The organism is Neisseria macacae ATCC 33926 (assembly GCF_022749495.1).
Lineage (GTDB): Bacteria > Pseudomonadota > Gammaproteobacteria > Burkholderiales > Neisseriaceae > Neisseria > Neisseria macacae.
Genome location: NZ_CP094241.1, coordinates 400,586 through 425,876, shown reverse-complemented (window position 1 = coordinate 425,876; position 25,291 = coordinate 400,586). Strand labels below are relative to the sequence as shown.

22 protein-coding genes, 2 tRNA genes and 2 pseudogenes are annotated in these 25,291 nt (G+C 52.4%); 11 read left to right on the top strand and 15 right to left on the bottom strand.

Annotation, left to right across the window (positions count from 1 at the left end; translation table 11 throughout):
• Positions 1-294: 294 nt before the first annotated feature.
• From greB to rsmA, 11 genes and pseudogenes are all read right to left on the bottom strand, one after another.
• Positions 295-786 (bottom strand): transcription elongation factor GreB, encoded by a 492-nt coding sequence (gene greB, locus MON40_RS02040; protein ID WP_003779860.1) that lies wholly within the window; start codon positions 784-786, stop codon positions 295-297.
• A gap of 114 nt (positions 787-900) precedes the next feature.
• Positions 901-963, bottom strand: a pseudogene (locus MON40_RS13460) (transposase); the annotation flags it as partial.
• A gap of 64 nt (positions 964-1,027) precedes the next feature.
• Positions 1,028-2,572 carry an amidophosphoribosyltransferase gene (gene purF, locus MON40_RS02035; RefSeq protein WP_003769279.1) on the bottom strand — a complete coding sequence of 515 codons (1,545 nt, stop codon included), beginning with the start codon at positions 2,570-2,572 and terminating at the stop codon, positions 1,028-1,030.
• 346 nt (positions 2,573-2,918) lie between these two features.
• On the bottom strand, positions 2,919-3,425 hold the full coding sequence (locus tag MON40_RS02030; protein WP_003779858.1) for a CvpA family protein: 507 nt from the start codon (positions 3,423-3,425) through the stop codon (positions 2,919-2,921).
• Positions 3,418-4,638: an SPOR domain-containing protein gene (locus MON40_RS02025; protein WP_003779857.1), complete on the bottom strand. Its 1,221-nt coding sequence runs from the start codon at positions 4,636-4,638 to the stop codon at positions 3,418-3,420. Before MON40_RS02025 ends, MON40_RS02030 begins: the two co-directional genes overlap by 8 nt.
• 12 nt (positions 4,639-4,650) lie before the next feature.
• Entirely contained in the window at positions 4,651-5,925 is a 1,275-nt protein-coding gene (folC, locus tag MON40_RS02020; protein WP_242925981.1) for a bifunctional tetrahydrofolate synthase/dihydrofolate synthase, read from the bottom strand.
• A 134-nt stretch (positions 5,926-6,059) separates the two neighbouring features.
• Positions 6,060-6,494: a protein YgfX gene (locus MON40_RS02015; protein ID WP_003779850.1), complete on the bottom strand. Its 435-nt coding sequence runs from the start codon at positions 6,492-6,494 to the stop codon at positions 6,060-6,062.
• 4 nt (positions 6,495-6,498) lie between these two features.
• Complete coding sequence (locus MON40_RS02010) at positions 6,499-6,858, bottom strand: hypothetical protein (RefSeq protein WP_003761526.1); 360 nt, start codon at positions 6,856-6,858, stop codon at positions 6,499-6,501.
• Positions 6,845-7,336, bottom strand: coding sequence for a MepB family protein (locus MON40_RS02005; protein ID WP_070603316.1), 492 nt, complete (start codon positions 7,334-7,336; stop codon positions 6,845-6,847). The genes MON40_RS02010 and MON40_RS02005 overlap by 14 nt, the downstream gene beginning before the upstream one ends.
• Before the next feature lie 95 nt (positions 7,337-7,431).
• Entirely contained in the window at positions 7,432-8,160 is a 729-nt protein-coding gene (locus MON40_RS02000; RefSeq protein ID WP_003779842.1) for an amino acid ABC transporter ATP-binding protein, read from the bottom strand.
• Between the two features lie 17 nt (positions 8,161-8,177).
• Positions 8,178-8,957 carry a 16S rRNA (adenine(1518)-N(6)/adenine(1519)-N(6))-dimethyltransferase RsmA gene (gene rsmA / locus MON40_RS01995; protein ID WP_003779840.1) on the bottom strand — a complete coding sequence of 260 codons (780 nt, stop codon included), beginning with the start codon at positions 8,955-8,957 and terminating at the stop codon, positions 8,178-8,180.
• Positions 8,958-9,140: 183 nt separating this feature from the next.
• Here rsmA and MON40_RS01990 point away from each other — a divergent pair, with 183 nt between their 5' ends.
• From MON40_RS01990 to MON40_RS01980, 3 genes are all read left to right on the top strand, one after another.
• The gene (locus MON40_RS01990) at positions 9,141-10,493 is read left to right on the top strand and encodes a deoxyguanosinetriphosphate triphosphohydrolase (protein WP_003769256.1); all 1,353 of its coding nucleotides are present in this window, start codon (positions 9,141-9,143) and stop codon (positions 10,491-10,493) included.
• Between the two features lie 131 nt (positions 10,494-10,624).
• Positions 10,625-10,701 (top strand) — tRNA-Arg (locus tag MON40_RS01985).
• A gap of 13 nt (positions 10,702-10,714) precedes the next feature.
• Positions 10,715-10,789 (top strand) — tRNA-Glu (locus MON40_RS01980).
• A 412-nt stretch (positions 10,790-11,201) separates the two neighbouring features.
• Here MON40_RS01980 and MON40_RS01970 read toward each other — a convergent pair.
• The gene (locus tag MON40_RS01970; RefSeq protein WP_003779835.1) at positions 11,202-12,344 is read right to left on the bottom strand and encodes an extracellular solute-binding protein; all 1,143 of its coding nucleotides are present in this window, start codon (positions 12,342-12,344) and stop codon (positions 11,202-11,204) included.
• A 303-nt stretch (positions 12,345-12,647) separates the two neighbouring features.
• Between MON40_RS01970 and rpsT the strand changes: the two genes are divergently transcribed.
• From rpsT to aspS, 5 genes are all read left to right on the top strand, one after another.
• Positions 12,648-12,911, top strand: coding sequence for a 30S ribosomal protein S20 (gene rpsT, locus MON40_RS01965; protein WP_002212556.1), 264 nt, complete (start codon positions 12,648-12,650; stop codon positions 12,909-12,911).
• 240 nt (positions 12,912-13,151) lie between these two features.
• Positions 13,152-14,372: a phospholipase A gene (locus tag MON40_RS01960; RefSeq protein ID WP_003779832.1), complete on the top strand. Its 1,221-nt coding sequence runs from the start codon at positions 13,152-13,154 to the stop codon at positions 14,370-14,372.
• A 158-nt stretch (positions 14,373-14,530) separates the two neighbouring features.
• Entirely contained in the window at positions 14,531-15,211 is a 681-nt protein-coding gene (locus MON40_RS01955; protein ID WP_039863231.1) for a DUF502 domain-containing protein, read from the top strand.
• A 183-nt stretch (positions 15,212-15,394) separates the two neighbouring features.
• Positions 15,395-15,853 (top strand): Ivy family c-type lysozyme inhibitor, encoded by a 459-nt coding sequence (locus tag MON40_RS01950; RefSeq protein WP_003761553.1) that lies wholly within the window; start codon positions 15,395-15,397, stop codon positions 15,851-15,853.
• 63 nt (positions 15,854-15,916) lie between these two features.
• Complete coding sequence (gene aspS / locus MON40_RS01945) at positions 15,917-17,725, top strand: aspartate--tRNA ligase (RefSeq protein WP_003779830.1); 1,809 nt, start codon at positions 15,917-15,919, stop codon at positions 17,723-17,725.
• 193 nt (positions 17,726-17,918) lie between these two features.
• Here the strand turns inward: aspS and MON40_RS01940 are convergent.
• A protein-coding gene (locus MON40_RS01940; RefSeq protein ID WP_242925980.1) for an IS630 family transposase occupies positions 17,919-18,766 on the bottom strand; the annotation gives its coding sequence in 2 pieces (ribosomal slippage) (positions 17,919-18,451 and positions 18,451-18,766; 849 coding nt in all).
• A gap of 359 nt (positions 18,767-19,125) precedes the next feature.
• Here MON40_RS01940 and MON40_RS01935 point away from each other — a divergent pair.
• The 3 genes and pseudogenes from MON40_RS01935 (at position 19,126) to MON40_RS01930 (ending at position 22,391) form a co-directional block, all read left to right on the top strand.
• Positions 19,126-20,499 (top strand): Slam-dependent surface lipoprotein, encoded by a 1,374-nt coding sequence (locus MON40_RS01935; protein WP_242925979.1) that lies wholly within the window; start codon positions 19,126-19,128, stop codon positions 20,497-20,499.
• A gap of 77 nt (positions 20,500-20,576) precedes the next feature.
• Positions 20,577-20,639 (top strand): annotated as a pseudogene (locus tag MON40_RS13455) (transposase); the annotation flags it as partial.
• Between the two features lie 276 nt (positions 20,640-20,915).
• The gene (locus MON40_RS01930; RefSeq protein WP_003779827.1) at positions 20,916-22,391 is read left to right on the top strand and encodes a surface lipoprotein assembly modifier; all 1,476 of its coding nucleotides are present in this window, start codon (positions 20,916-20,918) and stop codon (positions 22,389-22,391) included.
• Positions 22,392-22,745: 354 nt separating this feature from the next.
• Here the strand turns inward: MON40_RS01930 and MON40_RS01925 are convergent, their stop codons facing one another.
• Both MON40_RS01925 and prpF read right to left on the bottom strand, forming a co-directional pair.
• A complete protein-coding gene (locus tag MON40_RS01925) occupies positions 22,746-23,957 on the bottom strand; it encodes an acetate kinase (protein ID WP_003779826.1) in 1,212 nt (403 codons plus the stop codon).
• 126 nt (positions 23,958-24,083) lie between these two features.
• A complete protein-coding gene (gene prpF / locus MON40_RS01920; RefSeq protein WP_003779825.1) occupies positions 24,084-25,253 on the bottom strand; it encodes a 2-methylaconitate cis-trans isomerase PrpF in 1,170 nt (389 codons plus the stop codon).
• Positions 25,254-25,291: the final 38 nt, after the last annotated feature.

Genomic DNA, 25,291 nt, shown 5'->3' with positions numbered 1-25,291 from the left:
GATTTTCCTTAAAGTGGATTGAGGTGGGAACGCCGCTTTTGAAAGACGGCAAAACTGTCGCGGTAGGGCAGTGTCGGGGGATGCCGGTGTACGGTCTTATCGGATAAAAAACAATAGTGTATTAAACCTAAAATGCGGTCGCGCCGCCTTGCTTTGGCTCAAAAGAAAGATTATTACATCCAGCGGACAGGTCAGTTTGCGAAGCGGCGGCTTCAAACAAAAGGTCGTCTGAAAACCCTGATGTTTTCAGACGACCTTTTCATCTCGACAAATACGGCATAATCCGACTGCCGCTCAATCAATCCGTATGTATTCCACCGACAAAATTTCAATCTCTTCGCGCCCTTCCGGTGTGTTCAAGACGACTTCGTCCCCTTCCCTCGCTTTAATCAGACAACGCGCCAACGGGGAAATCCAAGAAATTTTGTTTTGCGCGGTATCGATTTCATCGACGCCGACGATTTTGACGGTTTGCTCACGCCCGTCGCCGCGTAATAATCCGACGGTTGCGCCGAAAAACACTTGGTCGGTCGCTTCGCGCAATTCGGGATCGACGACAACGGCGGCTTCCAAACGCTTGGTCAGGAAACGGATGCGGCGGTCGATTTCGCGCATACGGCGTTTGCCGTAAAGATAGTCGCCGTTTTCGCTGCGGTCGCCGTTGCTTGCCGCCCAGTTGACGATTTGGACGATTTCGGGACGCTCTTTATTGACCAGTTGATACAGCTCGTCTTTCAACGCCTGCCAACCGACGGGCGTGATGTAGTTTTTGGTTTCGGTACTCATAATCTTGCCGTTAAAAATAATATAGTGAATTAACTTTAAACCGGTACGGCGTTGACTCGCCTTAGCTCAAAGAGAACGATTCTCTAAGGTGCTGAAGCACCAAGTGAATCGGTTCCGTACTATCTGTACTGTCTGCGGCTTCGTCGCCTTGTCCTGATTTAAAGTTAACCCACTATACAAAGGTCGTCTGAAACATGACCCCGTTTCAGACGACCTTTTGCCTTAATCGTTCAAACCGGTTTTATTCTTCGTCACCCGTATCGCTGATGCTGATGCTGTGTTCCATCCTGCTCGGGTGGACTTTCAAGCCGCCGCAGCCGGATTTCTCGGCGGACAGGCGGTCGAGGTAGGCTTGGTCGATGTCGCCGGTTTGATAGATGCCGTTGAAACAGGACGAATCGAAGGATTCGATTTGCGGATTGAGTGCTTTGACGACGGCTTCCAAATCGCTCAAATTTTGGAAAACGATGCCGTCCGCGCCGATTTCGGCGGCAATTTCCGCCGCGCTGCGCCCGTTGGCAATCAATTCTTCGCGCGTGGGCATGTCGATGCCGTACACATTGGGATAGCGCACTTCGGGTGCGGCGGAAGCGATATAGACTTTGCGCGCGCCCGCTGCGCGTACCATTTCGACGATTTCGCGGCTGGTCGTCCCGCGCACGATGGAGTCGTCCACCAGCAATACGCTTTTGCCTTCAAACTCGGTTTCCATCGGGCTGAGTTTCTGGCGCACGGATTTTTTGCGCGTCGCCTGACCGGGCATGATAAAGGTGCGGCCGATATAGCGGTTTTTAATCAAACCTTCGCGGTAAGGCTTTTTGAGGTGGACGGCAAGTTCCATCGCACTGGGGCGGCTGGTGTCGGGAATGGGCATCACAACGTCGATGTCGTCCACGGGCAGCTCGCGTTTGATTTTTTCCGCTAAGGACACGCCCATATCCAAACGCGATTGGTAAACCGATACGCCGTCGATTACGGAGTCGGGACGGGCAAAATAGACGTATTCGAAGAGGCAGGGGCTGAGTTTGGCGCGGTCACTGCATTGACGGGCAATCAGTGTGCCGTCAAAGCCAACGAATACTGCTTCGCCCGGCTGGATATCGCGTTCCAAATCGTAGGCAAGCGCATTGAAGGCGACAGATTCGGAGGCAACGGCATAGGATTTTCTGCCTGCCTCGTCGGTTTGCGAACCCAACACCAGCGGGCGGATGCCGTAAGGATCGCGGAAAGCGAGCATGCCGTAGCCCGCAATCATGGCAACCACGCCGTATGCGCCGCGCACCAGGCGGTGGACTTCGGCAACGGCGTTGAAAATATTGTCGATATTGAGCCGGTGGGGATTGGCGTTTTTAGAGACTTCGCGGCGCAATTCGTGCGCGAATACGTTGAGCAAGACTTCGGAATCGGAGCTGGTGTTGACGTGGCGCAGGTGTTTGTTGCACACGTTTTCATACAGTTCGGCGGTATTGGTGAGGTTGCCGTTGTGCGCCAAAACGATGCCGAAAGGCGAGCTGACGTAGAAAGGCTGCGCCTCCGCGCTGCTGCCCGCGTTGCCCGCCGTAGGGTAACGGACATGGGCGATGCCCGCGTTGCCGATCAAATCGCGCATATTGCGTGTGCGGAACACTTCGCGCACCATGCCTTTGCCTTTGTGCATATGGAACGTGCTGCCTTCCGCCGTCACAATGCCCGCCGCATCCTGCCCCCTGTGCTGCAACATCTGCAAACCGTCGTACAGAAGCTGGTTTACCGGCTCATGGCTGACCAAACCTAATACACCGCACATATCGTCTTCTCCGAATTCGAGGTTAACTTGGAAAACAGAATTATAGAATAAATCGGACAAAGTTGCCCAAATTGTTGACAATCATTCGCCCGTTCAGTTTGAAATCAGATACGGACCATGACTGATTGATGAATCAGTCCGATAATACGAAGCATCGAAAATTAAATCCAACTTCACTATAAATGCTTCTATTTCATCGCCTTATCATCACCCCGCCCATACTTCTATCGGAGATTCAGACTATCAGCAGCGCGTTCGGCAAATAAAGCTGCCGAACTTTTAACTCATGAAAAAACCGGTTTCAGACGACCTTCGATGTAATCGGGGTCGTCTGAAACCGGGGGATTTACGATTCCGCCTTATCTTCCGCCTTGTCCTTCTGACCGGGCAGGTAAGGCATGATGACTTCAGACAATGATTGGAAATAAGGGATGCTGTACGAGCTTTGCCAATCTTCCGTTTCCGGCAAATCGGTGTGGGCGCAGACCATGACCGCCAAAGTGACCAGCAACACGCCTTTGGCTGCGCCGAACACGCCGCCCAATACTCTGTTGACGCTGCCCAAGCCCATCGATGACGCTGCGTTGGTCAGTATGGTGCGCAAAAACTGCTGTAAAAAACGCGCCAAAAAGAAAATCACGACAAACGAAATAGCAACGCCCAAGGCGCGCGGTTGAATCGATTTAAACACCACTTCCGAAAACGGCACGGCAAACGTTTTAGCCAACAAAAAGGAAATCACCCACGCAAACAGCGAACCCGCTTCGGCAATGACGCCGCGTATCATCGACATCACAATACACGCCGCGATCACGCCGAAGGCGAGTATGTCGGCTAACGGAATATCATTCATTGGTTACCTGTCCGGCAATGCCGTGTACGCGCAGTTTGTTCAAGTCGCGTTCGGCGTCGTAGGCGTTTTTGTATGCGCCTGATTTGACACGGTAAACCTTGCCTTTATCCGTCATCACTTCGGTAATGGTTGAGTCGATACCTGCCGCTTTCATTTTGCGTTGCAGGCTCAAGGCGCGTTCTTTTTCAGCATAACCAGCCTGAATGGCGGCTTTTTTACCTGATTTGACTTCGGCGGTTTTGGTTTTTGCCTTTTCAGACGACCTTTCGGCAGTAGCAGTTTTCTCTGCCTTGGCCGTCTGCTCAGTTTTGGCTTTGGCAACTTTCGCTTCGGCTTCCCTTACCGCGGAAGCTTTTTTGTTGGCCGTTTCAATTTTTTCATATTTGGAAGCATCTACCCGAATTCTTTCTTTAGGTTCGGATGCGGATGCTGTGACGGTTTCTTTGGCTTTTTCCGCTGCCGCTTTGTGTTTCGCCGCCGCTTCTTCTTTGGCTTTTAATGCCTTACGTTCGGCAACGGCTTTCTCGGCTTTTTCCAACTGTGCCAGCTTGTTGCGCTCGGCTGCGGCGGCACGCTCGGCCTTCTCGGCTTTGGCAGCTTGAAGCGCACGTTTACGCGCTGCGGCATTGGCTTCGCGCTCCGCTGCTTCTTGTGCTTGGAGCTGCTGCGCTTTACGCTGCTCTTCACGATTACGACGGCGCTCTTCCGCGCGGCGCTCGGCTGCTTCGCGTTTGGCGGCTTCTGCTTTTTGGATTTTCTCGGATTCTTCCAAACCTTTGATGTCGCTGTCTGACAGCGTATCGTTAATCAGCACCAAAGGCGGGCCTACATCTTCGGGCGCGGCTGGCGGCGCATCAGGTTGCGGCTCGGCTTGCGCAGTTTGCTCCGGCGCGGCGGTTTCCTGCGGTTTGTCCGCTACTTCGGCATCGGCATTTTTGGCCGCTTCCGCCGCTGCTTCCAAATCTTCTTTGGTAGAGGGTTCCAACACGGTCGCATCCGCCAGGTTGGCAGGTTCTGCGTTGGCATTATTCTGTTGGATGGTTGTAGTTTGGGCGTTTTCTTCTGGCTTGTTTTCCGGTCCGGTTGACAGGGCGACGCCCAATAAAACGGTCGATGCCGCCACCAACCCCGATGCCATAACCAAGCGGCGTCGGTTGCGGCGTTTGAGCTGTTCGTAACCGGTCAGAACTTCATTTTGCTTATTGTCAGACATGGAGATTTCCTTTTACAACGCCGCCATCACGTCGGCAACGGTATGAAATGAGCCGAAAACAACGATTCTATCATTTTCGCCCGCCTTAGCCAAAGCTGTGCGGTACGCCTCGCGAACGGAGGTAAAAGTTTGTATATTTTCGATATTTTGTGCTTCCAGTTTCGCCTGCAAGGCTTCCGCGGTCATGCCGCGCGGCACGTCCAAAGGTGCGATATACCACTCGTCAAACTGGTCTTTAACGATTTCCAACACGCCGTCTATGTCTTTGTCGGACAGCATGCTGAACACGGCGGTGCGTTTTTGCGCAAACGCCAAATTAATCAGGCTGCGGCGCAGGGCGCGGGCGGCGTGGGGGTTGTGTCCGACATCCAAAACGGTCAGCGGGCGGCCGGGCAGGACTTGGAAGCGTCCGGGATTTTCAACCAGCAGCAATCCGCGTTTGATGGCGCCGATGTCCACCGGCAATTTTTCGTTCAAACATTCCAACACGGTCAACGCGCAGGCTGCGTTGGAAAGCTGGTATGCGCCGCGCAATGCGGGGAACGGCAGGGAATTTCGGTTGCGCGCGGGGTCGTCTGAATGCTGCGGATGAAAGCGGTAGTTCCATTGGATGTTTTCCAATGAGGAAAAATCGAAATCGCGCTGCACCATCAGCAGTTTCGCGCCTATGGCTTCGGCGTGTGCGACCAACGATTCGGGCGCGGGGTTTTGCCCGCAGATTGCGGGTTTGCCGCTGCGGAACACGCCTGCTTTTTCAAAGCCGACCTGTTCGACCGTATCGCCCAAAAACGCCTGATGGTCCAAATCCACGCTGGTAACCACCGCGCAATCGCAGTCGAACACATTGACCGCGTCCAAACGTCCGCCCAAACCGACTTCCAATATCATTACATCGACTTGTTCGCGTATGAAGATATCGACCGCCGCCAAGGCATTGAATTCAAAATAAGTCAGCGATATTTCGCCGCGCGCCGCTTCGATGCGCTCGAAGGAAGCGGTGATGAGGTCGTCTGAAACCGGCTCGGCGTTGACGGCGATGCGTTCGTTGTAACGCAATAAATGCGGGCTGGTCAGCGTACCGACTTTGAAGCCTGCCTGTTTGTAAATCTGTGTCAGGTAGGCGCAGACCGAACCTTTACCGTTTGTTCCCGCAACAACGACGACAGGGCATTGCGGCTCGAGCTTCATGCGTTTTTTCACTTCGCCCGTGCGTTCCAAGCCCATGTCGATTAAGCCGCCGCTGTGGGCGGTTTCCAAATGCGAGAGCCAGTCTTGTAATGTTTTCATGTGTGTTTCGTTTTTCAAAAGGTCGTCTGAAACCGTCGTTTCGGAATAATGGGGACGGTTACTGCTGCTTGTGTGGACTATTTTTATATTGGGTTTAATTTGACAAGGACAAGGCGGAAAACCGCTTTACCGAATTAAAGCGGATGCCCGGCATCCTGAACCTGACACCAGCGCGCCCAAACTTTCAGACGACGGTAAGATTCCTTATCCGCCATATCGGGCGTAACGCATTGCCGTATCGTTTTGCCGTCGGCATTCCACTGCAAAAACAAAGCGTAAGGAGTCAGCATGGTCGCACCGTCCAACACCGCGCCCTGCCCTTCTCCATCTCCGCAAAATACACAAGCGCGCGCATGGCGGTCAATGGCGATTTTCTTTACCGCACCCGCCGTCCGCAAATTCACCACGCGCCAAGCGTGGACAAAACTGCCCGCCAACGCCGCCAGCCCGAACCACATCATCCAGCCGTAAAACCATATCAGGCACACGGCAACTGCGGACAAATGCAACAAGACGGACAAGGCTTTTAAAGAACGGGACGGCTTCAAGGTCGTCTGAAAAGCGCGCATCGCCCTACATCATATTGTCAAACACGGGCGTAATGCTCAATTCCGCTTCTTCCATGTCCAAAACCATATCGTGGATTTCGGTATCGAAAAATTCCCAAAACGCCTTCAGGCTCATGTCTTGCGGCCACTTGCTTTTATCGATGTCCCAGCCTGCCAACTCCGCCTCGAAAATCTGTTGGTAGCGTTCGTCAAAATAGGCAATCACGGCTTCCGGCTCGTCAAACTGCGGCACGAGAAATACGGAGCAGTTGGCACGGATTTGCTCGATGGTCAGGTCGGGCATATTTTCATCGGCGGATTTCAGCCATTCCAAAAAACGGGCGGTCGGCTTAAGCACGACGGCGGTACGGTCAACAAAATACATGGTTTTCCTTTGCTACGGCAAAATGAGAAATGACCTCTTTGCCGTCTATATCTATTCTAAAATAATCCATTTGCCATTTTTGTGTTTTCTGGGCTGTTTTATTTAAATTTGTGCACCAGGGTGGATAAAATCGCATGGACATCTTTCCTTTACAATCCTTTGTAGAGAGAATTTTTTTACTGATAGCCACCTCTTTGGGAATTATAAATAAACCGCAATGACAGCCGTCTATCACGACAATAATCAGTTCATCGCCCAAGTCCTCATCGGTATAAGGGATATTTTTGTTCTCTTGGTCTTTTTTCCAAAAGACTGTAAAGTAGCCTTCTTTTTTGGGTGTTTTCTTTGCCAAACGACATCTTTTATATTTTTGATCATACTTTGTCTTAATCAAAATGCTTTCATAGTCTTCATTCCATTTTTCCTTTATCAGATCAAAATCACCATAATACCTATGAAGAATGTCTGTCATTTTCATTGTTTTATTCTCTTGTCTTTAGAGATGTCGGTTGCATTCGCCAAAGGTCGTCTGAAAGCCCAAATCTGTCTTTCAGACGACCTTTTGACAAGCTGTTAATGCGTCATCACTTGCTGCAAGAACTGTTTGGCGCGTTCGTGTTTCGGATTGGTAAAAAACTCTTCAGGCGTTTCGTTTTCCAAAATCTGCCCTTTATCCACGAAAATAATGCGGTCTGCCACTTCGCGCGCAAAGCCCATTTCATGCGTGACACACATCATGGTCATGCCGCTTTCCGCCAAGTCCTGCATCACTTTCAACACCTCGCCGACCATTTCCGGGTCGAGCGCGGAAGTCGGTTCGTCAAACAACATCACACGCGGCTCCATCGCCAGCCCGCGCGCAATCGCCACGCGCTGCTGCTGTCCGCCGGAAAGCTGGCTGGGGAAAGCATCTTTTTTATGCGCCAAGCCTACGCGTTCCAACAGCTCCATCGCCTTTTCCTCAGCCTGTTCGCGGCTTTGTTTTTTCACCTTCATCGGCGAAAGGATGATGTTTTCCAATACGGTCAGATGCGGATACAGATTGAAGCCTTGGAACACAAAACCCACTTCCTCACGCACCTTGTTCAAATCCGTCTGCAGATCGGCAACATTGATACCGTCCACCCAAATCTCGCCGCTCTCAATGCTTTCAAGCTGGTTGACGGTACGGATGAGCGTCGATTTGCCGCTGCCCGAAGGTCCGCAAACCACCACCACCTCACCCTGCTTCACTTCCAGATTGACGCCGTTGATGACGTGCAGGTCTTTGAAATGTTTATGTACGTTTTTGAATTTAATCATGTTGTTTCCAGATGTTTTCAGACGACCTTACGGACGAGATAATTGCTCAGTTCCACATATTTCTCCGGCGCGATATGTTCGGCGCGGTCTTGCGGGCTGATACCGACTGCCTGCAAATCTTCGTCGCCGGCAAGCTCTTTCAGATTGTTGCGTATGGTTTTGCGGCGTTGGTGGAAGGCGAGTTTCACCAGTTTGGCGAAATGCTCGAAATCGTCCGCCTTGCCGATGCGGTGTTTCACCGGAATCATGCGCACCACCGCCGAATCCACTTTCGGCGCTGGGTCGAACGATTCGGGCGGCACGTCAATCAGCAGTTCCATATCGAAAAAATATTGCAGCATCACGCCCAAGCGGCCGTAGTCGTTGCTTTTCGGCTCGGCAACCATGCGTTCGACCACTTCTTTTTGCAGCATAAAGTGCATATCGACGACATCGTCCGCCACTTCCGCCAGCTTGAACAAAAGCGGCGTGGAAATGTTGTACGGCAGATTGCCGACGATTTTCTTTTTGCCCGCGATGCTGTTGAAATCAAACTGCAATACATCGCCTTCATGAATCACGAGCTTATCCGCAAACGGCAGCGTTTTCAGACGACGTACGATGTCGCGGTCGATTTCGATAACGTGCAGGCGGTTCAGCTTTTTCGCCAAAGGCTCGGTAATCGCCGCCAAGCCCGGACCGATCTCAATCACCACATCATCCGCCTGCGGACGCACGGCGTTGACAATGTCGGCAATAATCCGCGTATCCTGCAAAAAATTCTGCCCGAAGCGTTTCCGGGCCTTATGTTCTTTCATCGCGTCTCTTCAAACTGTCGATCATTATAATAAGTGCGTATTGTAACTGAAAAACAAAGTCCTGTTCAGACCCGTGACCCAAGCAGCCGCCCTACGCCAATCGGGATTTCAAACCGTCCCGCAATGCAGTAATATCCCGTCCATCCTACACAGCTCGTCTGAAAACCCGCAAGGAGCAATTTCATGCAGATGAATTGGAAAAATCTACTCTCCACACAACGTTTCCGCACGAAAAACGGCGAAATCATCCCGACCGTCACGCCTTCCACCCAAGAAGGTGCCGATGCTTTGCGCACCGACTTCCATATCGACTACGACCGCGTCGTGTTCTCCGGCGCATTTCGCAGATTGGGACGTAAAACCCAAGTTCACCCTCTAGCCGAACACGACCTGACCCACAACCGCCTCACACACAGCGTCGAAGTCGCCAGCGTCGGGCGCAGTATCGGCAACCGCGTAGGCGTGATGCTGCAGGCAGGCGGCTTTTTACCGGAAAACAATACGCCGAGCGATATCGGCGCCGTCGTCCAAGTCGCCTGCCTTGCGCACGACCTAGGCAACCCGCCGTTCGGACACACCGGAGAAGACGCATTGCGCGACTGGTTCCGCAATCCTAAAAACCAGCCGTTTTTACAGACATTAAACGACGCCGAACGCAACGACATCCAAACCTATGAAGGCAATGCCCACAGCCTGCGCATCACGGCAAGTTTGGAAATGTATCCCGACGCAGGCGGCATGCGCCTGACGTCCGCCGCCATAGGCGCACTGCTGAAATACCCTTGGACCACGCAACACCCCAACGGAAGAAAAAAATTCAATATTTACCAAACCGAATTACCCTTCATCCGTCGCGTTGCAGACGAATTGGGGCTGATTGAATCAGGCAAAGACTGCTGGGTACGCCATCCCCTGTCCTACCTGATGGAGGCAGCCGATGACATCTGCTACGCCCTCTTAGACTTGGAAGACGCGGTCGAACTGGATTTGCTGAGCGACGCTGAAATCGAAAGCGTATTATCCGAACTCACGTTTGAAGAAAGCACTTGGCACGCGCAATCCAGCCGCCAGCGTTGCGCCATGTTGCGCGGCATCGCCATCGGCAAAGCGATAGAAGACGTTGCCCAAACCTTCATGATGCACCAATCCGACCTGCTAAACGGCAACTTCAAAGGCAAAGACCTGTTGGCGTTGTGCAGCCCGCAGGTTCAAAATACCTTGGAAAAAGCGAAAGAACTTGCCCGCACGCGCATTTTCCGCCACCGTACCAAACTCATGACCGAAATCGCCACTTTCCCGTGTCTCGGTTCCATTTTGGATTTATTGGTTCCCGCCGCATACGCCATGATTGCGCAAAAACAGGTCGATGTGCGCCAATCCCTCGCGCTTGATCTGTTAAAAAACCACGACCCCATCCAAGAAACTGACAGCCTGTATCGTGCCTACATGAAAATCTTAGATTTCGTTGGCGGTATGACAGACAACGCCGCCGCAAAAATGGCGCAAGATTTATCGGGAGTGGGCATTTTACGATAATTAATATCCTTTATTTTCATATTGTTATTTTATTATAAATATTTTTATCCAGAAAATACTGGACAGCCGCCGACAGCTTGTATATTATTCGGTCTTCTTGATTCACGACGCAGTCGCGAAGTGATGAAAATGCACCCGTAGCTCAGTTGGATAGAGTATCTGGCTACGAACCAGAGGGTCGGGCGTTCGAATCGCTCCGGGTGCGCCAACAAAACTTATCCGCGCCCATCGTCTAGCGGTTAGGACATCGCCCTTTCACGGCGGTAACCGGGGTTCGATTCCCCGTGGGCGTGCCAAATTCCGAAAGCACAGTTTGATTAAACTGTGCTTTTTCTTTGTCACTCAATTCATCACAAACAAAGTGAACCCACTTTAAAATCAATACAAGACAAACAAATCACAGCAAATACCGCCGCAAAATAAAACAAAAGAACATCACATTAAAGCCAAATCCATATATAGTGGATTAACTTTAAATCAGGACAAGGCGACGAAGCCGCAGACAGTACAGACAGTACGGAACCGATTCACTTGGTGCTTCAGCACCTTAGAGAATCGTTCTCTTTGAGCTAAGGCGAGGCAACGCCGTACTGATTTAAAGTTAATCCACTATACAACCGCCCCACCACGAAACCAACATAAGCAAAGGTCGTCTGAAAACCCAATTCAAGGTTTTCAGACGACCTTTCACTTTAAAACATCAAACCATCAGTTCGAACCAACTTTAATCTTCTGCCACAGATTAACCGACAGCTTCTTCGCATCCGAACTCATTTGCGGCATCACAAAACCGTCTTTCATATCCTGAGCATTCGGGAAGATGGAGCGGGTGTTAACCAATTCGGCAGGCATTTTCTCGCGTGCCGGTTTGCTTGCGGGCGCGAAGGTAACGGCAATGCCGTTTTTCGCAGCCACTTCGGGATCAAGCGTGTAGTTGATGTATTTATGGGCATTGGCGATGTTTTTCGCATCGGCGGGAATCAGCCAAGATTCAATCCAGAAGCCCATACCCTTCGGCGTCAAAACTTCAATGCCGACGTTGTTTTTCACTTCTTCGGAACGGGCTTTCGCCAAGTTCAAGTCGCCGCCGTTACCCGCTGCGAGACAGATGTCGCCGCGCGCCAATTCGTCAATGATAGAAGGGCTGAAACGTTTTACATCAGGACGGATGGCTTTCAGCACTTCCGCCGCCGCTTTCAAATCGTCAGGATTTGTGCCTTTGGGGTCTTTACCCAAATAGTTCAGCAAAATCGGGAACATTTCGCTCGGCGTATCCCACAAAGCGATACCGCATGATTTCAGCTTGTTGGTGTATTCAGGCTTGAACAGCAAATCCCAACCGTTTTCAGGCAGCTTGCCGCCCAACAGTTCTTTGCCCTTCGCCGTAATTGCCAAAGTGTTGACGCCGGAGAAATAAGGAACGGCATACTGGTTGCCCGGGTCGGCAGTTTCCAGCATTTTCAACAACTCAGGATCGATGTTTTTATAATTGGGAATCAAGTCTTTATTGATTTTTTGATAAGCACCTGCTTCGATTTGGCGGGGCAGGAAGGCGATGCCGGGAACGACCAAGTCATAGCCGGATTTGCCGGTCAGCATTTTGGCTTCGAGGGTTTCGTTGTTTTCGTAAAGGTCGTAGGTCAGCTTCAGCTTATTGGCTTTTTTGAAGTCTTCAACGGTACTCTCGTCAACGTAGTTCGACCAGTTGTAGATATTCAAAGTATCGGTGGCGGCTGCTTCGGCATTGGCAGCAGGCGCGCTGCCTGCTTGAGGTTGCTCGTTTTTTTTCTCGCCACCGCCGCAAGCGGCCAGCGATAATGCCGCCAATACGGCTAATACGGATTTTTTCATACGGGCAGATTCCTGATGAAAGATTGTTAACAGAAAATGAACACTCTGCACCCCATCAATACCCCGGCGCAAAGCGGGGCTATTGTAATGGAAGTGGGTGAGAACTCAAAGCAATATCTGACTGATTTTTATTGAAATAAGGCACGATTTCTTAGGCTCGGGAAAACGGCGTTGCACAAGATGTCGTTTTTGGGCAAAATACGGGCGATTTGCGCGCGCGAACAGAGAAAATACTTGCATATAGAGGAATCTGTCTTTAAAATTGCGCGTTTACAGAATTTATTTTTTCAGGAGATATTCAATATGGCAAACAGCGCACAAGCCCGCAAACGTGCCCGCCAATCGGTTAAACAACGCGCCCACAACGCCAGCCTGCGTACTGCATTCCGTACCGCGGTGAAAAAAGTGTTGAAAGCAGTTGAAGCCGGCGACAAAGCTGCTGCTCAAGCAGTTTACCAAGAGTCCGTTAAAGTCATCGACCGTATCGCTGACAAAGGCGTATTCCACAAAAACAAAGCAGCCCGCCATAAGAGCCGTCTGTCTGCCAAAGTAAAAGCATTGGCTTAATCTTTTTCGCCCATCGCCTTGGCGTGTTACCGCGTCGGGACAGGCAAGCAGATAACGATGCCCCTGAGGTCTTAACCTTTCAGGGGCATTGCCGTATGTGGTGCAAGTTGATGTAAACTTTTCAGACGACCTGCCGTAACACCGGCGCAAGGCGGTAAAATGCGGTTTAATCTGTTTTTCAAACGATTAACCCCGATTTTCAGGCAAAAGGTCGTCTGAAAACATCCAATCGGCAATCCCATGAATGAAATGATGAACAAGATGTTGAAACACAATTTGGCGCAAAGCGATGCCCTAAAGAACAAAAAACCGTCATTATCCAAATGCCGGCGCGCCTTGATGCTTATCCTTGTTGGCGGAGCCGCCGCCCCTGTCGCCTATGCCGACACGGCTTTGCAATGCACCTCCATTCAAGACAATGCCACCCGTTTGGCGTGTTACGACAGCATTTACTCGGCACAACTGCCGCCGCAAGCACCGCTGCCCGTCATTCGCGAAGAAGCCGCCAAAGCGCCGGTCGATTTGCCCAAAACCATCAGCACCAGCCGCGAGAAAAAAGCGGCGACGATTGTGTTTGACGAAAATAAAGAACAATCCACCCTTTCAGAAGACAATCTCCGCACCGCAGCCGATGCCTACACGCCGCTGAGCCTGATGTACGATTTGGACAAAAACGATTCGCGCGGCTTGTTGAGCGTGCGTGAGCACAATCCCATGTACCTGATGCCCGCATGGTACAACAGCTCGCCCAACCTGCATCCCCATTCCCCTTCGCGCGGCACGACCAATCAGGAAAAATTCAGCGAACAGAAACACATAGAAACCAAACTGCAAGTTTCGTTCAAAAGCAAAATCGCCGAAGATTTGTTTAAAACCCGCGCGGATTTGTGGTTCGGCTACACCCAAAAATCCGATTGGCAGATTTACAACCAAGGCAGAAAATCCGCACCGTTCCGCAACACCGATTATGAACCCGAAATTTTCCTGACTCAGCCCGTGAAGGCAGATTTGCCGTTCGGCGGCAAACTGCGGATGGTCGGCGCAGGCTTCGTCCACCAATCCAACGGACAAAGCCGTCCCGAATCCCGCTCATGGAACCGCGTTTACGCATTGGCGGGGATGGAATGGGGCAAACTGACCGTTATCCCGCGCGTGTGGATGCACGCATTCGATCAGACCGGTGAAAACAACGACAATCCCGACATTACCGACTATATGGGTTATGGCGATTTGAAGCTGCAATACCGCCTGAACGACAAACAGAATATTTCGTCCCTGCTGCGCTACAATCCCAAAACCGGACACGGCGCGGTTGAAGCCGCCTATACCTTCCCGATTAAAGGCAAACTCAAAGGCGTCGTGCGCGGCTTTCACGGCTACGGCGAAAGCCTGATTGATTACAACCACAAACAAAACGGCATCGGCATCGGCCTGATGTTTAACGACTGGGACGGAATTTGACGCCCAACCTCGTTTTCAGACGACCTTTTACATCATGTTGCACACAGGTCGTCTGAAAGCAAAACAAACACCCTTCCCATATTAAAAACACTCGTTTCCTATCGCCCAAACGCGTATAATGCAACGTTTGGGCGATATTTGTCGGAATGACACAGAAGATGACAGAACAAACGGCCGAAGGCGGAAAAGTTGCCAAGGCATTAAAAAAATATCTGATTACAGGCATGCTGGTGTGGCTGCCGATAGCCGTAACCATTTGGGCGGTCAGCTATATCATATCAGCCGCCGACCGGCTGATCAGCCTGCTGCCCGAGCAATGGCAGCCACAATATTTCTGGGGATTCAATATTCCCGGCCTGGGCATTATTGCCGCCATCGTCGTCTTATTTCTGACCGGCGTGTTCGCCGCCAACGTTTTGGGGCGTCAAATCCTCGCCGCATGGGACAGCCTGTTGGGACGGATTCCCGTCGTCAAGTCCATCTATTCCAGCGTCAAAAAAGTATCCGAGTCCCTGCTTTCCGACAGCAGCCGCTCGTTCAGAACGCCCGTGCTGGTTCCATTCCCGCAACCCAATATTTGGACGATTGCCTTTGTTTCAGGACATATTCCCGACAAACTCAAAGGCAGCCTGCCGCACGATGACGACTATCTTTCCGTCTATGTGCCGACCACGCCCAACCCGACCGGCGGCTATTACATCATGGTGAAAAAAAGCGACGTGCGCGAACTCGATATGAGCGTGGACGAAGCATTGAAATATGTGATTTCGCTGGGTATGGTGATGCCGGATGACTTGCCGCCCAAGCCCCAAGCCGAAATACGATGTTTAGACAAATAAACTAGAGATGGCAAACACATGACACATGGTCCTTTTGGCCTTGATTCATGGCTATTTACATTGTCATTGTTGTTTTTAGTTGTTGTACTTTGGCATTGGGAAAATCGTGATGACTGAAATTTTCAGACGAGCTGAACGCATAAACCAACAGCCTGAAAGTTTATTCAACCTCAAAATATAAACATGAAATATTTATCTGCTTTACTGCTTGCCTTGTTTCTGCCCAATCTAGCCGTCTCCGCACCTGTAACCAACAGTAAAGGCGAAGAGGTATTTCTATTTGATTGGCACAAACAACCCGCTTTCAAAAAGCTTTGGCACGAACAAGTCGGCAAACATGCACCCAAAGCCCCCATGCACAATTGGGTGCGTAAAATGGCAGGTCCGATGCCGCCGCTGGAAAGTGTGAAAATCGGCGGCAAGACCTACTACTACACCACCATGTGCCAACCGCATAACTGCGGAGGCAACAACATGTATATTCTGACTGACAAGCAACATATCGCTGCTTATCATGTTGTTTATAAAAATGATGACTCCTTTTCTGCAGACAATCCGGATCAAATCTACATTTACGGTAAGCCCACGGAAGCAGAATTAAATTTTCTGAAGGCAGAATGGCGTAAAGAACAAAACAATTAAGGTGTCTTTTTTCAGACGACCTTTTCCTTCTTTTCAAATTGAACAATATAAAAAGGTGATTTTATGCGTACCAACTATTGCGGCCTGATCAGCGAGCAATACTTAGACCAAACCGTAACCGTCAAAGGCTGGGTACACCGCCGGCGCGACCACGGCGGTGTGATTTTTATCGACCTGCGCGACCGTGAAGGCATCGTCCAAGTCGTGATTGACCCCGATACGCCCGAAGCGTTTGCCACTGCCGATTCCGCCCGCAACGAATACGTTTTGAGCATTACCGGCCGCGTACGCAACCGTCCCGAAGGCACGACCAATGACAAAATGATTTCCGGCAAAATCGAAATCCTTGCCAAAGAAATCGAAGTCTTGAACGCCGCCGCTACGCCACCGTTCCAAATTGACGACGAAAACATCAGCGAAAACGTGCGCCTGACCAACCGCGTTATCGACCTGCGCCGTCCGGTGATGCAGCGCAACCTGCGCCTGCGTTATCAAGTCGCTATGGGCGTTCGCCGTTATCTGGACGCGCAAGGCTTCATCGACATCGAAACCCCGATGCTGACCCGCTCCACGCCCGAAGGCGCGCGCGACTACCTCGTGCCGAGCCGCGTTCATCCGGGCGAGTTTTTCGCGCTGCCGCAATCGCCGCAATTGTTCAAACAACTGTTGATGGTGGCGGGTTTCGACCGTTACTACCAAATCACTAAGTGCTTCCGTGACGAAGACCTGCGTGCCGACCGCCAGCCTGAATTCACCCAAATCGACTTGGAAACCTCGTTCTTGAACGAGGATGAAATCATGGACATCACCGAAGGCATGGCAAAACAAGTCTTCCAAGACGCGCTGGGTGTGGACTTGGGCGATTTCCCGCGTATGCCTTACGCCGAAGCCATGTTCTACTACGGCTCCGACAAACCCGATATGCGCATCAGCCTGAAATTTACCGAGTTGACCGACCTGATGAAAACGGAAGAATTCAAAGTTTTCCGTGGCGCAGCCGACATGAAGGGCGGCCGCGTGGTTGCCCTGCGCGTACCGAACGGCGCGAAATTCAGCCGCAAAGAAATCGACGAATACACCAAATTTGTCGGCATCTACGGCGCAAAAGGTTTGGCGTACATCAAAGTGAACGACGTCAGCAACCTCTCCAACGGCGAAGACAGCGGCCTGCAATCTCCAATCGTGAAATTCCTGTCTGAAAACGCCCTGAAAGAAATCATTGCGCGTACCGGCGCGCAAAACGGCGACATCATCTTCTTCGGCGCAGACAAAGCCAAAGTCGTGAACGAAGCCATCGGCGCGCTGCGTATCAAAGTCGGTTTGGAACACGGCAAAGACAACGGCTACTTCGTGGACGAATGGAAACCTTTGTGGGTTGTCGATTTTCCGATGTTCGAATACGACGAAGACGGCGACCGCTGGGCGGCCATGCACCATCCGTTCACCTCGCCCAAGCCAGGCCATGAAGACCTGATGGCGTCCGATCCTGAAAACTGCCTGGCCCGCGCCTACGATATGGTGTTGAACGGCTGGGAAATCGGCGGCGGTTCTATCCGTATCCACCGTGCCGACGTGCAGGAAAAAGTGTTCGCCGCGCTGAAAATCAGCCCCGAAGAGCAACAAGAAAAATTCGGCTTCCTCTTGGACAACCTGAAATTCGGTGCGCCTCCGCACGGCGGTTTGGCATTCGGTCTCGACCGTCTGGTAACACTGATGACCGGCGCCGAGTCCATCCGCGACGTGATTGCCTTCCCGAAAACCCAACGCGCCCAATGTCTGCTGACCAACGCGCCGAATGCGGTGGACGACAAACAACTGCGCGAATTGAGCTTGCGCCTGCGTCAAAAAGCGACCGAAAATAAAGAAGCGTAATTTTTAAAAGCAGGTGGGCAACACCTGACAGTCAAAAGGTCGTCTGAAACCTAATTACACAGGTTTCAGACGACCTTTTTCATCACGAATGTATAGGATTAACTTTAAACCAGTACGACGTTGCCTCTCTTAGCTCAAAGAGAACGATTCTCTAAGGTGCTGAAGCACCAAGTGAATCGGTTCCGTACTATAGTCAATTAAAATCAAAATAGGACAGTAGCGCATCGTCAAATCGGGCGTAATCAGACAATACGGTTCGCAGATACCGCTTAATATTCGCCCACACCTTCTCAATCGGGTTGAGCTCAGGTGAATAAGGTGCAAGAGGCAATACCTTATGTCCCCATTTTTCCGCCATTTCCCGTAAGACACCCATACGGTGAAATCGCGCATTATCTAAAATAATCACCGATTTTTGAGTCAATGCGGGCAGTAGGCATTGCTGAAACCACGCTTCAAAAAAAACTCCGGTCATCGTATTTTGATAAACCATCGGAGCAATCAGCCGGTTGCCGACTTGTGCGGACACCAGAGATAAGCGTCGGTATCTTTTTCCACTTATCTGCGCTTTCACTATTTGCCCTCTCAGGCTGCGGGCATAGGGACGGAACAGGTAGCGGTCAAATCCTGTTTCATCCAAATAAACGCGTTGGTAGTCGGAAAATTCGGCCAGCTGTGTCAAATAATGCGTTACTTTGGCCGGGTCTTGTTCTTTGTAAGTGGTGGTCTTTTTTTGCGCGTCATCCCCATCTGTTTGAGTGCATAGCAAACGGCGGCTGGCGTACAATCAAAATGTTTGGCGATTTCATGCAGATAGGCATCCTGGTGTTGCTCAACATATTGAGCCAGTTTTTGCCTATCCAATTTGACGGCATTTAGACCGGTAACTTGATGTTTTAGGCTGCCTGTTTGTTTTTTAAGGCGAATCCACAGGTAAAGCGTGTTTCTTGACAAGTTAAACGTTGCTGCGGTTTGGCTGATGTTTTTGCATTGTTCGTAATAGTTTAAAGCTTTGTTCCTTAAGTCCGCAGAGTATGCCATGGTTAGACCTTCAAAGTTGAGTATTGTACTATTTTGTTTTTAATTGACTATATCTGTACTGTCTGCGGCTTCGTCGCCTTGTCCTGATTTAAAGTTAATCCACTATACTGAATGTCAGTAAGCGGGCATTTTCTATTTTAATCCTCCGACATTCATCAAGTCATGGGCAAATCGCCCTATTAAATTTAATCCAATTGAGTAATATCAGTTTATATTCATAATCCCACAGTAATTTTTTACATTTCCCCCTTGTCATGCTATCCTCGCCTCCCCTGTATGTATCAGCTTGTTTCATCAAGCAGTTTATTGTTGCACGCATACAGAAAATATCCTAATTAATTATCGACAAGAGTATTGCTATGAAAAAAATAACTTCCTCTATTCTAAAAACCTGTTTTGCAGCGACGGCGGTTATCACAGCGCATTCTGCGTTTGCATATGACGCTTCCCGCCCCACCTCTGCTCCCGCACGCAGCACTTTGGACAATCACAATTTCCCCTATTCCATGCCGATTAATCCTAACGCAGCGCGCGACGGCAAACCTTATTTGAAAGCACACGACGACGTGATGACATTGGCGGGCGCAACCCTGCCTCCTGCACGTCCGGTCAAACCGACTGCACCTCCCCCACAACGTGCGCCATTGGCTAACCAAGATTTCCCTTACTCCATGCCAATCAACCCCAACGCAGCCAATGACGGCAAACCTTATTTGAAAGCACACGACGACGTGATGACGCTGGCGGGCGCGACCCTGCCTCCTGCACGCCCGGTCAAACCGACTGCGCCTCCTCCATCCAAACCTGTCGGCAACAATGGCGACTTTCCTTACTCCATGCCAATCGGCGGCAATGTTTCGATACCGGACAGCGGCGTGATGAGCACAGCCTCCCAACCTCCTGCCCGCCCTATCGGCAAACCGATTGCGCCTCCTCCGTCTAAACCCGTCGTCAACAATGGTAACTTCCCTTACTCTGAGCCAATTTATGGCAAACGTACTTCGACAACACCTGTTGGCGTCATGACCACAGCTGACGTACCGCCTGCCTACAATCCAAACAACGCAGTGGCAAAACCTCAATACACAGTCAAAAATTCCGTCCGCGTTGCTGATGCCGACAACCTGAAAAACAAAGAAATCCTGTTTGTTATCGACAGAATCGAAGGCAAGGGCGAGCGCGTCATCCGCGAACGCCGCATCAATCAGATCGAGCTGTTCAGCCTGAACACTGAAGACGGCAAAGGAAAAGGCTTGCTGACCGTCGGCAAAATCCCGACCGCTTCGGGCAATGTGTTCTTCGGCGAATGGGCGCCTGCTTCAGAAGCCGCCGCTACTGCGCATGTCAAAGGCAACGCGCATCCTGCCTGGTTCTATGGCAAAAACCCGACCGGCAGCACCAAAGGCTTGGCAACAGCGACTTACAACGTAGTCGGTGTCAACGGTCATAAAGCCGGCGAACGCGATATCTATACCGGTACCGTCAAAGCCTATTTTGGTTCGGGCGACAGCGGCAGCATGACCGGCAAACTGGCGCGCCATACCGACACTCTGGACTTTGCCGGCGTGAAAATCGACAACCTCAACGGTACTTTCGCCTCTGATGCCGCCCGCAACCGCGAAGGCATCAAAGGTCAGTTCTACGGTCAAAATGCCGCCGCATTGGCGGGTATTGCGACCCGTGGTACGGAAAGCCGCGCCGATGACATCTCTTTCGGCGGCGTAAAACAATAAACCATCGATAGAACCATAACGGGGAAGGCGCAGATTGCCGTGCTTTCCCCGTTTTATGGCAAGCTGCAGACGAATAGTATAGTAGATTAAATTTAAATCAGGACAAGGCGACGAAGCCGCAGACAGTACAGATAGTACGGAACCGATTCACTTGGTGCTTCAGCACCTTAGAGAATCGTTCTCTTTGAGCTAAGGAGAGGCAACGCCGTTCTGGTTTAAAGTTAATCCACTATAGCGGCTTCCGTTTTCAGACGACCTTTTGTGCTTCCCATTACCTCAAGGGTCGTCTGAAAACGGAAACAGATTAAAAACAAAGCAATATTCAAAATCGCATCTTTTCAGACGACCGCTCCGCTTCGCCGCAAACCCGCCTCGTCCGAAATTTGCCCACCACACACCAGCCCGAAAGAAAACGAATGAACAAATCCTGCCTCCTCCTGCTCGCCCTGCTGCCCCTGTCCGCCCACGCAGACAGCGACGACTTGCGCCGCCTGTCTGAAGAAAACGGGCGCGTGCAGCAGCAATATCGGGAAAGCGGCTGGCTGGACGACGGCACACCCGCAGGCGATATCGAAAACGACGACGCATACATCCGCATCGGCGGTCAGATTTACACCGTAGGCAACAATACCGAAGAGCTGGAAAGCGCGATTTATCATGCCATTAACGAACATCAATGGAAAAAGGCTGAACGCTTCGCCACGCGCTACGCCGCCCTGCCCGGCCACAATCCCGCCCTGCCCAAATTGGTACTCGGTTTGAAACAACGCGCCGAAGGACGCCTCGCCGAAGCCTTACGGAACCTGCAAGCAGCAGAAGCACTCGACCCCGCCAACCCGCGCATCCTGCTCGAAACCGCGCGCCTTTATACCGAAGACAACCAAAACCGCGAAGCCCGAAGCGCATTCGTCCGCGCCCAAACCGCCGACATTCCCGAAGAAACCCGCGCCCTGATCGGACAATACCTCGGCGAAATCGACAAACGCAGCCGCTGGCACGGACAAATCGGCATCGCTTACGGCTACAACAGCAACATCAACCAATCCGACGGCTCCGTCCGCTGCATCCTGCCGCTTGACGGCCAATGCCTCGCCTACCAAAACCTGCCCGACCCCATCCGTTCCCCCGTATGGAATTACAGCCTGAGCGCAGGCAAAATCACCCCCGTCAAAGGACACCACAGCCTCAAAACCAACCTCCTCGCCTACGGCACGCACTACCGCCGCAAAGACACAGACGCCGCCTTGTCCGACTACGGCAGCCAAACCGGCACACTGTCTGCCGGTTACGAATACGCCGACGCCCAAAGCCGCCTATCGCTGATGCCCGTTTACGAACACGAACGGCGCAACCGCCACACCTACTACAACGCCTACGGCGCCGAAGCCTCGTGGACGCATACCATCAACCCAAAATGGCAGGTCAACGCCGACTGGTCGGGCAAACGCTACCGCCACAGCGGCACCGCGAAAACCTACGCCGCCGACTACACCGAATACCGCACAGGCTTAGGCGCAGAATACGCCCTGACCCCGAAAACCGGCGTGTTCGCAGGCTCCGACTACACCCGCCGCACATACAACGGCGGCACATCCGACCACCGCGAATACACCCTCCGCACAGGCTTATACACCCTGTTTGACAACGGCACCTACCTCAACGCCCTCGTCATGAAACGGCGCAACCTCTACGACCGCGCAGGCATCGCCGCAGACGGACAAAGACGCAGCGACCGCCAAACCGTCTGGCTCGCCGCCGCAGGCTTCAGACAATGGCACATCGGCGGCTTCTACCCCGAACTGCGCTTCAAACACACCACCGTCAAAAGCAATTCCGTGTTCTACCGCTACCGCCAAAACGAAATCATGTTGGGCGTGAAGAAACAGTTTTGAAGCGTTTTATTAGGATGGATAGGAAAATAAAGAGGTCGTCTGAAAATAAGGATTTATGAATTTCAGACGACCTCATTCAATAAGTTTTAATAACAGCAAACACCCCACCCCATACTTTTCCCCATCTACCGCAACCTGCCCCCTCTCCCGTCTGGCGGGAGAAGGCTGGGGAGAGGGTAGCTCTATGTGCTGCACGAATTTAATTTTTCCCAAGCCACAAAGCCACCCCCATCCTAACCTTCTCCCGCCGGACGGGGGGGGAAGGAACAGAATTGCTGATACGGCAAAGAGGTCGTCTGAAACCCATCTTTCAGACGACCTCTTTTCTCTTTCAAAAATGCTCTGCCCTAACCCCTAGCCTGCTTCTTGCAAAAAGCCTGCCAGTGCGGCGGTGTCGAGGGCGATCATCAGTTCTTCGTTGGTCGGTACGACCAAAACGGCGGGCATGGAACCTGTCGGGCTGATGATGCCTGAGTTGCCATAGCGTTTTTCCATATTGGCTTTGGTGTCGATGTGCAGACCCAAATAGTCGAGGTAGGCGACGGTTTTGGCGCGGATGTTGCGGGAGTTTTCACCGATGCCGCCGGTGAAGACGAGGGCGTCTATGCCGCCGCAGGCGACCGACATCGAGGCGATGTATTTGGCGAGGCGGTAGGTCATGACTTCGAGGGAGAGGCGTGCGCCTTCGTGGCCTTCGTCGGCGGCGATTTCGAGGGTGCGGCAGTCGTTGGAGAGTTCAGAGATGCCGAGCAATCCTGATTTTTTGTTCAGCATTTCATCGACTTGCTCGATATTCATGCCGGCATGGGCGGTCAGGTAGCTGTACACGCCGGGGTCGATGTCGCCGCAGCGGGTGCCCATGACGAGACCTTCGATGGGGGTGAAGCCCATGCTGGTATCGACGGATTTGCCGTTTCGGATGGCGGTGATGGACGCGCCGTTGCCGAGGTGGGCGACGATCATGCGCAGGTCTTCCAGCGGTTTGCCTAGAATCCGCGCGGCTTCGGGGGCGACGTAGCGCATGCTGGTGCCGTGGAAGCCGTAGCGGCGGAAGGCGTATTTTTTGCGCAATTCGCGCGGCACGGCGTAGGTATAGGCGCGTTCGGGCATGGTTTGGTGAAACGAGGTGTCCATCACGCCGACGTTGGGCAGGCCGGGGAAGTGTTCCTGCGCGGCGAGGATGCCGCTGATGTTGGCGGGGTTGTGCAGCGGGGCGAGCGGGATGCAGGCTTTCAGTTCGTCGAGGACGTCTTGGTCGATGAGGACGGACTCGTGATATTTTTCGCCGCCGTGGGCGATGCGGTGGCCGATGGCTTTGATGCGGTCGTGCAGGCCGTGTTTTTCCAGTTCGTTCAACAGCATACCCACCGCGCCGGCGTGGCAGTTGCGGCCGGTCAGGGGAACTTGGCGTTTGTTGCCGTCTTTGTTGAAGGTGATGACGGCTTCGGGCGTGGTCAGGCGTTCGCCGAGGCAGCTTAGGACGACGCTGCCGCTTTTGCGGTCGATAACGGCGCCTTTGAGCGAGGAGCTGCCGCAGTTCAGGACGAGGATGAGTTGGTCGGACATGATGTTTCTCCTTGTAGTTTGTGGTTGTTTTTTTGGTGGGGTCGTCTGAAAAAGGATGGGCGTTGGGCGGGGTGTGTTTCAGACGGCCTTTTTATGGCTCGCGGGCAAAGCCCGCGCTACATCGATTTAAAAACAATCATCGGGAACGCGCACCCGCCCTTCCATAATCACGCGCGCGCTACGGCTCATGACGGCTTTTTTCACCGCCCAAATACCGTCCGAACATTCTGCCGACGCGCCGACGCGCAATGTGCCGGAAGGATGGCCGAAGCGCACTTCGTTGCGCGTTCCGCCGCCTGCGGCGAGGTTGACCAGCGTGCCGGGGACGGCAGCAGCAGCGGCGATGGCGACCGAGGCGGTGCCCATCATCGCGTGGTGCAGTTTGCCCATGCTCAGGGCGCGTACCAGCAAATCGATGTCGGCGGCTTTCACGGTTTTGCCGCTGGAGGCGGTGTAATCGGCGGCAGGCGCGACAAAAGCAACTTTCGGCGTGTGCGCGCGGGCGGCGGCTTCGGACACGTCGTTAATCAAGCCCATTTTCAGCGCACCGTAAGCGCGGATTTTCTCGAATTTTTCCAGCGCGGCGGCATCGTTGTTGATGTCGTCCTGCAACTCTTTGCCCGTGTAGCCCAAGTCGGCGGCGTTCAGGAAAACGGTCGGAATGCCCGCGTTGATGAGCGTGGCTTTCAGACGACCTATGTCCGGAACGTCCAGCTCATCCACCAGATTGCCGGTCGGGAACATGCTGCCTTCGCCGTCGGCGGGGTCGAGGAATTCGATTTGCACTTCGGCGGCGGGAAAGGTAACGCCATCCAGCTCGAAATCACCCGTTTCCAAGACTGCGCCGTTTTGCATCGGAACGTGGGCGATGATGGTTTTGCCAATGTTTTTCTGCCAGATTTTGACCGTGCAGATGCCGTCTGAAGGGATTTTGCCTTTATCGACCAAGCCCTGCTCGATGGCGAACGCGCCCACGGCGGCGGTGAGGTTGCCGCAGTTGCCGCTCCAATCGACGAAAGGCTTGTCGATGGAAACTTGCCCGAAAAGGTAATCGACGTCGTGGTCGGCGCGTTCGGACTTGTCCAAAATCACCGCCTTGCTGGTCGACGAGCTGGCGTTGCCCAAACCGTCTATCTGTTTGCCGTAGGGGTCGGGGCTGCCGAGTACGCGCAACAGGATTTTGTCGCGTGCGCTGCCCGCTTCCCGCGCCGCCTCGGGCAGGTCGGAACGTTTGAAAAACACGCCTTTTGATGTGCCGCCGCGGTAGTAAACGGCGGGGATTTTGATTTGCGGCATTTTAAGATTCTCCTCATGTAGCGTGGGCTCTGCCCACG